General features: G+C 70.1%; 14 protein-coding genes. 2 read left to right on the top strand and 12 right to left on the bottom strand.

Translation table 11 applies throughout. The features are described 5' to 3' along the window. Positions 1-19: 19 nt before the first annotated feature. The 10 genes from fliG to MTE01_RS02025 all read right to left on the bottom strand — a co-directional run bounded on the left by fliG (position 20) and on the right by MTE01_RS02025 (position 7,882). Entirely contained in the window at positions 20-1,099 is a 1,080-nt protein-coding gene (fliG, locus tag MTE01_RS02070; RefSeq protein ID WP_246077940.1) for a flagellar motor switch protein FliG, read from the bottom strand. Continuing rightward, positions 1,096-2,730, bottom strand: a complete 1,635-nt coding sequence (fliF, locus tag MTE01_RS02065; RefSeq protein ID WP_141375453.1) for a flagellar basal-body MS-ring/collar protein FliF — start codon at positions 2,728-2,730, stop codon at positions 1,096-1,098. The genes fliG and fliF overlap by 4 nt, the downstream gene beginning before the upstream one ends. A gap of 2 nt (positions 2,731-2,732) precedes the next feature. Further along, positions 2,733-3,059, bottom strand: a complete 327-nt coding sequence (gene fliE, locus MTE01_RS02060; RefSeq protein ID WP_103210099.1) for a flagellar hook-basal body complex protein FliE — start codon at positions 3,057-3,059, stop codon at positions 2,733-2,735. Further along, positions 3,059-3,451, bottom strand: coding sequence for a flagellar basal body rod protein FlgC (gene flgC, locus MTE01_RS02055; RefSeq protein WP_103210097.1), 393 nt, complete (start codon positions 3,449-3,451; stop codon positions 3,059-3,061). The genes fliE and flgC overlap by 1 nt, the downstream gene beginning before the upstream one ends. Further along, positions 3,448-3,795, bottom strand: a complete 348-nt coding sequence (locus tag MTE01_RS02050; RefSeq protein WP_103210095.1) for a flagellar basal body rod protein FlgB — start codon at positions 3,793-3,795, stop codon at positions 3,448-3,450. Before MTE01_RS02050 ends, flgC begins: the two co-directional genes overlap by 4 nt. 160 nt (positions 3,796-3,955) lie before the next feature. Then, the gene (locus MTE01_RS02045) at positions 3,956-4,228 is read right to left on the bottom strand and encodes a hypothetical protein (RefSeq protein ID WP_103210093.1); all 273 of its coding nucleotides are present in this window, start codon (positions 4,226-4,228) and stop codon (positions 3,956-3,958) included. Positions 4,229-4,235: 7 nt separating this feature from the next. Beyond that, entirely contained in the window at positions 4,236-4,622 is a 387-nt protein-coding gene (gene fliS, locus MTE01_RS02040) for a flagellar export chaperone FliS (protein ID WP_103210091.1), read from the bottom strand. 21 nt (positions 4,623-4,643) lie between these two features. Then, complete coding sequence (gene fliD / locus MTE01_RS02035; RefSeq protein ID WP_141375451.1) at positions 4,644-6,008, bottom strand: flagellar filament capping protein FliD; 1,365 nt, start codon at positions 6,006-6,008, stop codon at positions 4,644-4,646. Between the two features lie 100 nt (positions 6,009-6,108). Beyond that, positions 6,109-6,936 (bottom strand): flagellin N-terminal helical domain-containing protein, encoded by an 828-nt coding sequence (locus MTE01_RS02030; RefSeq protein WP_103210087.1) that lies wholly within the window; start codon positions 6,934-6,936, stop codon positions 6,109-6,111. 112 nt (positions 6,937-7,048) lie between these two features. Next, on the bottom strand, positions 7,049-7,882 hold the full coding sequence (locus MTE01_RS02025) for a sigma-70 family RNA polymerase sigma factor (RefSeq protein WP_141375448.1): 834 nt from the start codon (positions 7,880-7,882) through the stop codon (positions 7,049-7,051). A 591-nt stretch (positions 7,883-8,473) separates the two neighbouring features. On the opposite strand from MTE01_RS02025, the gene MTE01_RS02020 reads away from it, so the two are divergent. Further along, positions 8,474-9,967, top strand: coding sequence for an MFS transporter (locus tag MTE01_RS02020; protein ID WP_174799624.1), 1,494 nt, complete (start codon positions 8,474-8,476; stop codon positions 9,965-9,967). Positions 9,968-10,000: 33 nt separating this feature from the next. On the opposite strand, the gene MTE01_RS02015 is transcribed toward MTE01_RS02020, so the two are convergent. Beyond that, complete coding sequence (locus MTE01_RS02015) at positions 10,001-10,771, bottom strand: SDR family oxidoreductase (protein ID WP_174799623.1); 771 nt, start codon at positions 10,769-10,771, stop codon at positions 10,001-10,003. 146 nt (positions 10,772-10,917) lie between these two features. On the opposite strand from MTE01_RS02015, the gene MTE01_RS02010 reads away from it, so the two are divergent. Then, positions 10,918-12,240: a bifunctional o-acetylhomoserine/o-acetylserine sulfhydrylase gene (locus MTE01_RS02010; RefSeq protein ID WP_116238473.1), complete on the top strand. Its 1,323-nt coding sequence runs from the start codon at positions 10,918-10,920 to the stop codon at positions 12,238-12,240. A 261-nt stretch (positions 12,241-12,501) separates the two neighbouring features. On the opposite strand, the gene MTE01_RS02005 is transcribed toward MTE01_RS02010, so the two are convergent. Next, the gene (locus MTE01_RS02005; RefSeq protein WP_141375446.1) at positions 12,502-13,200 is read right to left on the bottom strand and encodes an SDR family NAD(P)-dependent oxidoreductase; all 699 of its coding nucleotides are present in this window, start codon (positions 13,198-13,200) and stop codon (positions 12,502-12,504) included. Between the last annotated feature and the right edge of the window lie 34 nt (positions 13,201-13,234).

The following is a 13,234-nucleotide window of genomic DNA, read 5'->3' as shown; positions in this document are numbered from 1 at the left end:
AGGGCGGTCGGCATCGCGATCACTCGATCAGTTCGTCGTCGTCCTCGCGTGCGAGCGTGATCTCCTCGGCGGCTTCGAGCTCGCGGATGACACGCACGACCTCGGCACGAGCCTCGTCGACCTGCCGCATGCGCACGGGTCCGAGCGCCCGCGTCTCCTCGTCGAGGTTCTCTCGGTTGCGCTCGGTCATGTTGCGGCGGATCACGTCGCCGATCTGCTCGTCGGCGCCCTTGAGCGCGAGGGCGAGCACGCGCAGGTCGATCCCCCGCAGCACGCGCTGGGCGTCGCGGTCCTCGAGCCGCGAGATGTCGGCGAAGGTCAGCATCCGGCTGCGGACCTCTTCGGCGAGCACCCGGTCGCGGTCGTCCAAACCGGCCAACAGCGCTTTCTCGAGGGCGGTGTCGGACCGGTTGATGATGTCGACCAGCGGCTGCACACCACCGATGGCCTCGTGCGCCTCACGCGTGCCGAACACCCCCGTCCGCGCGCGCAGCGACTCCGCGACCACGGTGATCGCCTCCTGCGAGGCGACCCCGAGCTCGGCGATCGCCTGCGCGACGTCGGTGCGCAGCGGATCCTGAAGCGCGGCGAGGACCGCGGCGGCGCGGTCCGCGCGGAGGTTCGCGAGCACGACGGCGACGGTGGTCGGCATCTCGCCGTCGAGGATCGTGGCCAGCTGGGTCGGGTCCGCCGCGTTGAGGAAGTCGAACGAGACCACGCCCTGCGACATCACACGCCCCACCATGCCCACGGCCTTCTCGCGCCCGAACGCCGTCTCGAGCAGTCCGGTCGCGAACTGCTCTCCGCCGCGGCTCAGGAGCGAACGGCCCGAGGCGATACGACGGAAGTCGGCGAGCGCTGCCGCGGTGGCGGCGGTGTCGATGCTGCCGAGCTGAGCGAGTTCTCCGGCCAGGAGCTCGGCGCGTTCCTCGCCGAGATGACGCAGCACCTCGGCGCTGGTCTCGCGGTCCATGTTGAGCATGACGATCGCGGCCTTGCGCAGACCCGACATCGTGACCGCCGGCGCGGCGAGCACCTCGGTCACAGCGGTGGCGGGGGCGTGCTCGGCATCCGTCGTCGGGGTGTTCACCAGGCTCATGCCATTGCCTCGTCCATGAGGTGGGCGAGAGCCTTCGCCGCGTTCTGCGGGTCGCTCTTGGCGAGCTGCTCCACCTCGCGCCGACGTTGCTCGACGAGAACCTGCGGCGACTCCGGCTCCTCCTCGATATCGAGCAGGGTGGGAATGACCTTGGTCGGCGGCACCGCGGGCAACGCGATGGGCTCGGCCAGCCCCTTGAGGGTCTTGAGCTTCTGCTCCTCGGTCTCGGTCATCGTCGCGAAGTACTCGATCGGTCCGTCCTCGGTGTAGAGCGTGCGTCGCTTCATGCGGCGACGGACCAGCAGCGCGATCACGAGGATGAGGGCCGCGAGCACGATCGAACCGCCGATGATGGCCGCGCGCGCGAGCTCGGACTGCGCCTGAGCTGCCTTCTCGGCCTCGGCCGCCTCGAGCGCCGCGGCGGCCGTGGCAGCCGCGCTCTGGCTGAAGTCGACGAACTCGACCGTGACCGTGTCGCCGCGGGCCGTGTCGATGCCCGCCGCGTTGGTGACCAGCGCCTGCACCTGTTCGGCCGTGACCCCCTGCACCGACCCGCGGTCGAGGGCGATGCTGACGGTCTGCCGGGTGACGTCGCCGGCCGGGGTCGTCGTCTTCTCGGTCGTTTTGTTGACGGCGTTGTTGCGCGTCGACTCCTCGGATTCGAACGACCCCGCTCCCCCGGTGTTCGGCACGGCGATGTTGTCGGGTCCCAGCACGCCCGTTCCCCCCGCCTGACCGCCGCTGGAGGTCTGGGTGCGGGTCTGCTCGTTGGTCATCACGCCGCCCTCGGGGGCGGTGTACGTCTCGTCCATGCGTTCGGAGGTCGAGGTGGCCACGTCGGCACTGACGCTGACGGTGGAGTTGCCCGGGCCGACGATGGTCTCGAGCATCTTCGTCACCGCCCCGGCGACCTTCGCCTCGTGCTCCGAGGCTTGCGTACTCGCGGAACCGGTGAGCCCCTGCCCCACCGCCGCGAGCACCCGCCCCGATTGGTCGGTCACCGCGACGTCTTCGGGGGTCATTCCGGGGATCGAGGCGCTGGTCAGATGCACGATCGCGGCGATCTGATCGTCGCTGAGGCTCGCACCGCCCTGGGTCTTGACGAAGACGGATGCCGTGGGGTGCTGCTTATCGGCCACGAAGACGCTTTGCTCGGGGATGGCCAACTGCACGGATGCCGCGGTGACCCCCGACATCGCCCCGATGGTCGCCGCCAGCTCGCCCTCGATGGCGCGTTTGTATGTCACCGACTGCTGGAACTCGCTCGCGGTCACGCCCATCTTGTCGAGGAGCGTGTACCCCCCGGTGTCGTTGGTGGGCAGGCCCGCTGCCGCGGCAGCCAGACGCTGCGGGTAGACCTGCGCATCGGGCACGAGGACCGTCGCTCCACCCTCGGTGAGCTCATAGCCCACCCCCGCCGACTTGAGCTGCTCCACGACGGCTGAGGCGTCGCTCGGGCTCAGACCCGTGAACAGCGGGCTCATCTGCGGTTTCGCCAGCCAGCTGCCGAGCGCGATGATGCCCATCACGACAAGGGCGGCGCCGATCACGGCGATCGTTCGCTGGGCGACGCTGAAGCCGGCGACGATCCGTTTGAGACGCTCGAGCGAAGACGCGAAAACGCGGGGCACGGCTAGGCCTGCATCCGCATGACGTCGTTGAATGCGGCGACACCGCGATCGCGCACGGCGACCATCAGGTCGAGCGTGACCCCGGCGCGCGTCGAGGCGAGCGTGGCCTTGTGGATGTCGTCGAGGTCTCCGGTGACGGCCTGCACGGCGAGGCCGTTCGAGGTCGACTGCAGCTGCTGCAGGTTCTCGACGGCGGCGGCGAGCGAACCGGCGAACGACTGTCCGCTCGCGGCACCCCCGATCCGGGGTGCCGCGGTGGTCTGCTCGAAGCTCAGGGGATTCAGGGGCGTCACGCCCGCGGCCGCGACGGGGTCGATGGGGATGCTCATCAGCTTCGTCCGATCTGCAGGGCCGCTTCGTAGCTCGTCTTGGCGCGGTCGATGACGGCGGCGTTGGCCTGATAGCCGCGCTGAGCGAGGATCAGCATGCTCATCTGATCGCCGAGGTCGACGTTGGGGTACTGCACGTAGCCGTTCTCGTCGGCGTACGGGTGCTCCGGCTCGTAGACCAGACGTCCCTCCGCCGTCGACTCGCGCACACCCGTGACGTAGACGCCGGGGGTCTCGGCCCCCTCGGCCACCGTGACGTACTTCTCGCGGAACATGTCCTGGCCCGCGGGGGTGGCGGTGTTGACGTTGGCGATGTTGTCGCTGATGGCGTCCAACCACTTGCGGTGAGCCGACAACCCGGTTCCCGCGATGCCGATCGCGTCGAAACTCATGCGGAGGCCTGCCCGATCGCCTTGGTGATGGAGGAGGCCTGCCCGCTGAGGGCCTGGGCGGCGAACTGATAGCGCAGCACCGTGTCGATGTTCGACATCGTCTCGGTGTCGAGGTTGACGTTGTTGCCGTTGAGCCGCGTGGGCTCGAGCGAGCGCTGGACGACCGCTTCGACGCTCCCGGACCCCCGTTCGACGGCGGTCGTGAGCTCCTTCTCGAACGACACGCGTTTGGCGTGATAGCCGGGCGTGTTGACGTTCGAGATGTTCTCGGCGATCGCGCGCTGTCGGATCGACAACGCGTCGAGGGCGCTGGACAGGGCTGTTGAGGTGACGGATTCGAGCACGCGGCACTCCGGTCGTGGGGCGAGCCGATCCGTGGCCAGTCGTTGAGCGATCCGTGCTCGGTACCGACTATCGCGACAGGGGCGCTCGGACGTAACCGCGCAGGGGGTGCGCAGACGGATGCCGGCCCGGAGCGATCACGGCACGCGCGGGGGGTTCCGGTTATCCGCGCACATCGAGGTAGACGGGTGCGCTCACCCGGGTAGGCGGGATCCGCCGTAGGGCCGCGATCTCGCGCGCGAGCTCGGCACGGGCGACGCCGAGCTCCTCGATCGCGCGGAGCTGCCTCTCGAGCACGTCCCGCGCGCGGGTGACGAGGTGCTGCGGCGGCGGTCCGGCAGGTCGCTCGAACGCCCCGGGATCGACCTCGTCCCCCGCGTCGAGGGCGCGCTCGAAGGCGTCCAGGAGGGCGGCCCACGCCGTGTCGTCGGTCATCGTTGCGTCACGAGACGGTGAGCGCGGCCGCGGCGGCGTGCCAGGCCTCGCGGAGCGGCGCGATGAGGGTTCCGCACTCCTCCGTAGCCGCCACGTCGCGACCGACGTTGGCGACGATGAGGCGGCCCGTGATGTAGGTGTAGAGCCCCCGCAACCCGTCCGAGCCCTCCCAGCCGCTGTCGAGCGAACCGCTCAGCTCCGCGATGATCGCCTGCGCGTGCGTGAGGTAGGTGCCCGCCGACGGCCAGTCGCCGTTCTGCTGCGCGACGCGTGCGCGCTCGACGTCGACGAGCAGCCGGTCGTAGAGCATCGTGACGAGCCGCTCGGGGGTGGCGGACGACACCTGCTGCTCGAGGTATTCCTGCTGGGCGCGGGCGAGGGTGGTGACGGGCATCGATCTGTCTCCTGTTCGCGGTTACTGCGACGGCGGGGTGAGGGCGGCCAGCTGAGAAGTGAGCCACGACGACTGCGACTGCAGCCCCGACAGCCGCACTTCCATCGCGGAGTAGGTGCGTTCGAGCGTGGCTCGACGCATGTCGAGGCGCAGGTCCATGCGTTCCACCTGCTGCTGCAGCGACGTGACCTCTTTCTGCTGGCCCGCGATGCGCTGGGTTAGCAGGCCGTCGTACTTGTCGGAGTAGCGCGCGGTGGTCGCGTGGACGCGTTCCGCGACGGCCGAGAACGTCGCTTGCGTGGCGACCGGATCGGCCTGCATCGCGGCGGCGAACTTCTCCTGGTCGAACGACAGCGCGCCGTACTTGTCGACGCTGATGCCGATCGTCGACGGCGAGACACCCTCGATCGGATCCTGGACGGCACCGGAGAGCGCGCCGCGGAGAGAACGCACCGTGCTGTCGCCGGTGAACACTCCGAGAGTGGTCGCCGAGCCCGGTGCGGCGACCGTGGCCTTCGAGCCGTTGTCGATACGCGTCATCAGGGCGGCGATCTCCTTCACGAAGGCCGCCGCGGTGTCGGATTGCGCCTTGCCGTCGGCAGCGACGGTGATCGTGATCGGCTGCGTCGACGTGGCGCGCACCGTGACGTCGATGCCCTCGCCGATTCCGACGAAGGTGTTGGAGGAGCTGGTGACCGTCTGCTCGGCGGTCGTTCCCGCGAACAGGCGGATCACGGCATCCGTTCCCCGTCCGACGATCGCCGCACCCGCCTGGCTCGCCACGTCGGTACCGGTTCCCGCGGCGACGTCGGCGGCGCTGCCGCGGTGCAGGACGAAGGAGGCGTCCGCGCCCGTCTGCGTCGCGGAGATCTGCACGCGCGAGAGGGGCTGACCGTCGGCGCCCCGCCCGCCCGGCACGACCGTGGCGATGACGCCCGCACCGGCGGCGTTGAGCGCGGCGACGAGGTCGCTCGGCGCGGCACCGGCCGGGGCGATCTCGGTGACCGTGCCGTCTCGGGCGACCAGGGTGAACGGACCCGCGAATGCATCCGCCCCTCCGGGTGCGGTCACGATGGTGTGCGCGACGGCGAGGGTGTCGACCACGACGGCGGTCGAGAACGCCCGCGCCTTCTCCCCCGCGGTGACGGTCACGGTCTCCGAGGAGCTCGCCGCCGAGAAGCGCGCGAGCGAGGTGGCGGTCGCCGCGGTCTTCGCCTTGTCGTCGAGGCTCTGCAGCGAGGTGTTGAGCGACTGGAGGTTGGTGATGATCGTCGTGTGATCGGTGATCTTGTTCTTGACCAGAGTCTTGGGGATCGCCGCGACGTTCATGAGCGCGTCGATGACATCTTTTGTCTTGATACCGGATGCCAGGCCGTCGATGTTCATCGTGTCTCCGCCTTCCGTCGGTGAAGCGAACCCGGGGCGAACGACGCCCGAGCGGGAGCAATCCCCCGCCCGGGCGTCGTCGGCGCGTCAGTGCTGCGGATCAGCGCAGGAGCTGCAGGACGCCCTGGCCCGACTGGTTGGCCTGGGCGAGCATCGCGGTTCCCGCCTGAGCGAGGATGTTCGAGGCCGTGTACTTGACCATCTGGGCCGCCATGTCGGTGTCGACGATGCGGCTCTTGGCGGCGGAGAGGTTCTCGGCCGAGACCTGCAGCGAGTTGATGGTCGACTCGAAGCGGTTCTGCGCGGCACCGATACCGGCACGCGCGGTCGACACGTTCGAGATCTGGGTGTCGATGGCCGCGATGGACGTCGCCGCGTTGGTCGCCGAGTCGACGGTCAGCGCACCGATGGTCGCGCCCAGCGTGCTGAAGTCCGTGAGCGTGACCGAGATCTGGTCCTCGGCGGCGACGGCACCGGCGCCGACCTGGAAGGTCAGCGAGGCGTTCTCGCCGTTCAGCAGCTTGATGCCGTTGAAGTTGGTGCTCGCGGCGACGCGTGTCAGCTCCTCGCCGAGAGTGTCGATCTCCGTCTTGATCGCGTCGCGCGACGCGGGGTTGTTGGAGTCGTTACCCGCCTGCACCGCGAGGTCGCGCACGCGCTGCAGGATCGAGTGGACCTGGGTCAGGGCGCCTTCCGCGGTCTGGATGACCGAGATGCCGTCCTGGGCGTTGCGCGCGGCCACGTTCAGGCCGTTGACCTGCGAGCGCAGACCCTCGGAGATGGCGAGGCCGGCGGCGTCGTCGGCCGCGCGGTTGATGCGCTGACCGCTCGAGAGCTTCTCGAGCGACTTCGACACGTCGTTCTGGTTCGCCGACAGGTTGCGGTACGCGTTGAGGGCACCGACGTTGGTTGCGATCTGAAGACCCATGTTGTTCCTCCGTGGATGGGGTTTGATGCGGCGCCGTCCGTGGCCCCGCATCCCCCACCATCGCGACGGATCCGCCGAGGTGTAACCGACCCGCCCGAGGAAACTTCTGCGCTCAGGCGGGGAGGGCCAGTCCCGTCAGGTCGACGCTCGAAGACACCGCATCTCTCGCTCCGCGGCCCGACGGCACGGCGACGGGGCCGAAGACGCCGTCGAAGAAGGCGGCCTTCGTGGCGGTCGATCGGTCGGGGACCGTGCCGTTCTCCCACGCGTCGAGGGCCTCGCGCATGAGCGTCAGGCCGACACGGCGGAGCTTGGACACATAGGCGTGGCTCACCTCGAGATCGGCCGCGACGTCTTTCACCATGCGTTCGTCGAGGTACACGCCGCGGATGACGCGACGCATCTGATCGGGCAGCGCTCCGATGATGCGATCGAGCATGCGCTGCTTCTCGGCCTGCTCGACGGCGTGCTCGGGGAGGATCACGCTGTCGGTGAGGTCGACCGGCTGACGGGAGTCATCGCCCTCGAACTGCACTTCGAAGCTCGTTCCGGTGCGGACCATCTCGTCGAGCACCTGCATCTTCACCACGACGTCCGCGTCGAGTCCCGATTCCGCCGCCAGCTCGGGGACGCTCGCCGCGCGGCCGGTGCGCGCGCGCACGATCTCGTCGGCGACGCGGACGCGCTCGATCTTCTCGCGACTGCGCTCACCCGCGGGATCGGCGGAGCGCATCTCGTTCAGGATGGCCCAGGTGATCTTGGTGCGCGCGTAGGCGCCGAAGGGGATGCCGCGTTCGGGCTCGTACTCCATCGACGCGGTCGCCAGGCCCAGATAGGCCGCCGACAGCAGGTCGTCGAGGTCGACGTGCTGGGCACTGCGCGCCTTCTCGACCGCGAGGTATTTCGCCAGGGGCAGGTTCTCGCGCGCGAGTCGCTCCGGCGACATCGGGGACGCGGGCTCTGAGGGTGCAGTGACGCTGCTCGACACGGTTGCTCCTGCTTTTTGCTTGTTTACAAGCAGAAACTAACACAATTGCCAGCCGATTCAGAGGCCCGCCCCAGGCGCCTCCCCCTACGGAACCCGCGTGCGCGGTCTTCGGCCAGGCCCGAGTGCGCGCGAAACCCGTGCCGGTGCGACACTGGCGAGAACCGCTCACGCTCGATCCGGCGCCGGTCGCCCGCGGGATGCAGATGCGCCCCGGCCTGCACTCGGGGAGGTCGCGGGGGCGAGAGCACGTAAAGTCGGAGTCGGCGAGAGAGCATCGTCGAGCTGCTCGGCAGGGCGGGCGACCGTCGGATCGTCGAGCCGCGCGAACCGGGTCACCCTCTCGGACGGCGTCATGTACCCTCGCAGTCCGACCCCCTCACTTGCCGCGGACCGCACGTCGCACCCCTCCAGACTGCCCCCTTTTTTTGCACGTTTACGAGTGAACGTAGCACGCCGAATCCGTGCGACGACATCCCGGCTCCGCGGGTCGGGCTCTGCCGCGTCCGGGGGTGCCATCGGCACGCGCGGCGACGGTGTTACTCTCGCGCCATGTCGCGCGTCTCCGGCGCGGTCGCACGGGTGCGCGCCTCCGCGCTCGGGGTGACCGCGGGCCTCATCGGTTGGTTCGTCCTGGTGGAATTCGCCAGCGGCATCCTGCAGGGGTTCTACGTGCCCCTCCTCCCCGACATCGTCACGCACCTCGGGATCCGCGACGCCGACGTCAACTGGTTCGAGGCCGCGCAGCTCCTGCTCTCGGCCCTCGTGCTCCCCGTGCTCGCCAAGCTCGGCGACATGTTCGGCCACAAGCGCGTCCTGCTGTTCTCGGCCCTGGCGTCCGCTGCGGCGAGTTGGTGGCTCGTGTTCGCGGACTCGTTCGGCGCCTTCCTCGCCGCCTGGGCGCTGCAGGGCTTCTATGTCGTCTGGCTCCCCCTCGAGATCGCCCTCATCTTCGACCGCGGCCGTCGAGAGCAGCACGGCGTGTCACGGACGCGGCGGGCGGCCGGCCTCCTGGTGGTCGGATTACAGATCGGCGCCATCGTCGGCGCTCTCGCAGCCGGACGCCTCTTCACCGCCACCGGAGGCGACCTGCGCCTCTCGCTCGCCGTCCCGGCGATCGTGGTCACCGTCGTCTGCCCCGTCATCTGGCTCGGGATCCCGGAGTCCGAGCGGCCGGACGGGCGGCGCCGTCTCGACGTGGGCGGCTTCGCGATCCTGGCCGGTGCACTGCTGTGCGTCACCGGCGCGCTGTCCTTCGTGCGGTTGCCCGACGGACCGGGACCCGTCGTCGTCGTCGGACTCCTCCTCGCGGGCGTCGTGCTGGGAGCGATGTTCGTCCGCTACGAGCTCGCCCAGCGAGACCCGGCGATCGACATCCGCGTCCTCCGACGCCCCGAGATGTGGCCGGTGCAGACCACGGCCTTCCTGGTGGGCATCAGCCTGCTGGGCGCGCAGGGTCCCCTCGCCACCTATGCCGGAACGGACCCCGCGCTCGGGTACGGACTCGGATTGGATGCCACCGACCGCTCGAACGTGATCGGGGTGTACCTCGTATCGGTCATCGTGGGCGCCGTCCTCTTCGCCGTCACCTCGCGGCGCGCGAGTCCGCGCCTCGTGCTGATCGGCGCTGCCGGGCTCGTCGGTGTCGGTTACGCGCTGTTCCTTCCGCTGCACACCACGCTCTGGCAGGTGCTGCTGTGCCTCGGCGTCGCCGGACTCGGATCGGGGGCGCTGGTCGCGGCGATGCCGGCGGCGGCCGCAGCGGCTGCTCCCCGCGGACAGACGGGAGTGGCGACCGCCCTCACCAACACGACCAAAACCGTGGGCGGCACGATGTCGTCCGCCGTCTTCGGCGTCGTCCTCGCGGGCGGTGCGGGGGCGGTGGTCGGCACGGCCGCCCCCTTCGCCGGGTACCTGACGGTCTGGATCATCTGCAGCGCCGGCGGGTTCCTCGCCGTGATCCTGCTCCTGTTCGTGCCGAAGGTCGCGTTCGCTGACACGGAGGCGAGCGCACGTCCGGCCGCCGCGAACGGAGAGATCGCCTGAGCCGCGCCCCCGGTCAGGGGGCGCGCCCTCGCGTCAGCGTGTCGTCAGAGGCCCCCGCGCCAGGAGGTGCTGCGCCGACTGCGCGACGGGGCGCAGGGTCACCAGGTCGAGGTTGACGTGGCCGGGCGCATCGAGCGCATAGACGATGACGTCGGCGACGTCGCCGGCGACGAGCGGCGACTCGACCCCCTCGTAGAGCTTGTCGGCGGCATCCTGATCACCGCCCAGGCGGTTGAGGGTGAACTCCTCCGTGCGCACCATGCCCGGGGCGATCTCGATGACGCGCAGCGGCTCGCCGTTGAGCTCCTGGCGCAGCGCGCGCACGAGCATGGCCTCGCCCGCCTTGGCCGCGTTGTACCCACCGCCGCCCGGATAGGCCACCTGCGCGGCGGTCGAGGTGACGAAGAGCAGGTCGGCGTGGCCGCTCGCGTCCGCGGCCCGGCGCAGGAGCGGCAGAAGGGATGCCACGAGCCGCTGCCCCGAGAGCACGTTCGCCTCGAACATCCAGCGCCAATCCTCGGCATCGCCGTCTTCGATCCGGTCGCTGCCGCGGGCCCCGCCCGCGATGTGCACGAGGGCGTCGACGCCCCCGGTCTCGCCCAGCCAGGTCTCAAGACCCGCGATGTCGTCGGCGTCGGTGAGGTCGGCCGCGTGCGCGACGACACCCGTCTCGGCCTCGAGGGCTTCGAGACGGTCGGCGCGGCGGGCGACGCCCACCACGTCCCACCCGCGCGAGCGCAAGAGCCTCGCCGTCGCCTCTCCGATACCCGAACTCGCCCCGGTCACCACTGCGCGTCGCGTCATGGCATCCACGCTATCGGTCCCTTCCGGCACCGGGACGGCCGAGGTGTTACGGCCCGTGTCCGGGGCGCTTGTCGCTGCCCGGGGCGATCCCTACGCTCGCAGCAGGCCAGGGCGTTCGCCCGGCCTCCCGAAGCTGAGGAGCAGTCATGTCGGCACCCGAGAACTGGCGTTTCGAGACCAAGCAGATCCACACGGGTGCCCAGCCCGACCCGGTGACCAAGGCGCGTGCCACCCCGATCTACCAGACCACCTCGTACGTGTTCGACAACGCCGACCACGCCGCGAACCTGTTCGCCCTGGCCGAGTTCGGCAACATCTACACGCGCATCCAGAACCCCACGCAGGACGTCGTCGAGCAGCGCGTCGCGGGCCTCGAGGGCGGCACGGGCGCCCTCCTCGTCGCCAGCGGCCAGGCGGCCGAAACCTTCGCCGTGCTCAACATCGCGCAGGCCGGCGACCACATCGTCTCGTCCAGCTCGATCTACGGCGGCACGTACAACCTGTTCAAGTACACGCTCGCCAAGCTCGGCATCGAGACCACGTTCGTGGAGAACCAGGACGACCCCGCCGAGTGGCGCGCCGCCGTCCGCCCGAACACCAAGCTGTTCTTCGCCGAGACCATCGGCAACCCCAAGATCAACGTGCTCGACATCCGCTCGGTCGCCGACGTGGCGCACGACGCGGGCGTGCCGCTCATCGTCGACAACACGATCGCGACCCCGTACCTGATCCGCCCCTTCGAGCACGGCGCCGACATCATCGTGCACTCGGCGACGAAGTTCCTCGGCGGACACGGCACCACGATCGGCGGCGTCATCGTCGACGGCGGAACGTTCAGCTGGTCCGAGCACTCCGACCGCTTCCCGGGCCTGACCACGCCCGACCCCTCGTACCACGGCGCCGTCTACACGCAGGCGGTCGGCGACGGTCTCGCGTACATCATCAAGGCGCGCGTGCAGCTGCTGCGCGACCTCGGCGCCTCGATCGCCCCCCAGAGCGCGTGGCAGCTCATCCAGGGCATCGAGACCCTGTCCCTGCGCATCGAGCGCCACGTCCAGAACGCACAGGAGATCGCGGAGTGGCTCGAGTCGCACCCCGACGTCGCCACGGTGAACTACTCCGGCCTCCCCACGTCGCCCTGGTACGCCGCCGCGAACAACTACGCCCCCAAGGGCGTGGGTGCGGTCCTGTCGTTCGAGCTCAAGGGCGGAGTCGAGGCGGGCCGCGAGTTCGTCAACTCGCTCGGCCTCTTCAGCCACCTGGCCAACATCGGCGACGTGCGCTCGCTCGTCATCCACCCGGCCTCGACCACGCACTCGCAGCTCACCCCCGAGCAGCAGCTGACCGCGGGGGTCACGCCGGGCCTCGTGCGACTGTCGGTGGGCCTCGAGAACATCGACGACCTCAAGGCCGACCTCGACCAGGCCCTCGCGTCGGCGCGTCGCCTGTCCGAGGCCGCGCGCGCCTGACGCGGTGTCGCGAACGCCCCGTCCCGGCTCTCCGGGCGGGGCGTTCGTGCGTCTCCGAATCTCGAGCATCTGGGGGGAAGCGATCGGTCCGACCACACCGCGCCTACCGCCTCGGATCGAGCCCGCGGGAGGAGATTCGGGGAGCGGAGGACCGACGTCGCCGCATTCCCCCTCCGCCGCCCGGATCCCCTCCGCCAAAGGGACCTCCCCCACCGGAACCGGGCCGCCCGGGCCGTGCCGGCGCACGAGCGGAACCCCGCGCTATACCTTCTGACGCGGCCGCAGACTCCCCAGCCCGCCGTCGACGCCGAGCACCTGTCCCGTCATCCAGGCGTTCTCAGGCGCGAGCAGGAACTCCACGGCGCGCGCCACGTCGTCGGGCTCGCCGAGCCGCCCGAGCGGGTGCATCGCCTCCGACACCGTGCGCGACATGTCGCTGGAGGTGAGCTTCTCGGTCAGCCGGGTCTGGACGAGACCCGGCGCGACGGCGTTCACGCGCAGTCCGTGCGCGGCGTAGCTCGCCGCCGCCGACAGGGTCAGTCCGACCACTCCGGCCTTCGCCGCGGCGATCCCGTCGTGGTTCGGAAGACCCGCGAGGGCGGCCGCCGACGACACGAGCACGACCGCACCGCCGTCGCGCATGTGCGAGCCCGCGGCGCGCACCGCAGCGAACGCCGTGGTGAGCGAGGCGGCGATGAGGTCGTCGTACTGCGCGCGCGAGGTCAGGTGCGCGGGCTTGAGCAACATGGAACCCGCGAACACCGCGATGCCGTCGAGCTCCCCCGCCTCGCCGACGACGCGGTCGACGGCGTCGAAATCGGTCGCATCCAGGAAGAAATCGGGCTCGATCCGCGAGGAGTCCCGCGCGGTGGTCACGACGCGGTGACCCGCGCCCTGCAGTCGTGTCGCCGTCGCCTGACCGATGTCGCTCGAGGCCGCGATGAGGAGGAAGTTCGCCATGCCGCGATCATGACGAGCCGACCCGTGCGTCGGC

This window comes from Microbacterium testaceum (assembly GCF_006539145.1).
GTDB lineage: Bacteria > Actinomycetota > Actinomycetes > Actinomycetales > Microbacteriaceae > Microbacterium > Microbacterium testaceum.
This window is presented reverse-complemented; position numbering and strand designations above follow the sequence as displayed.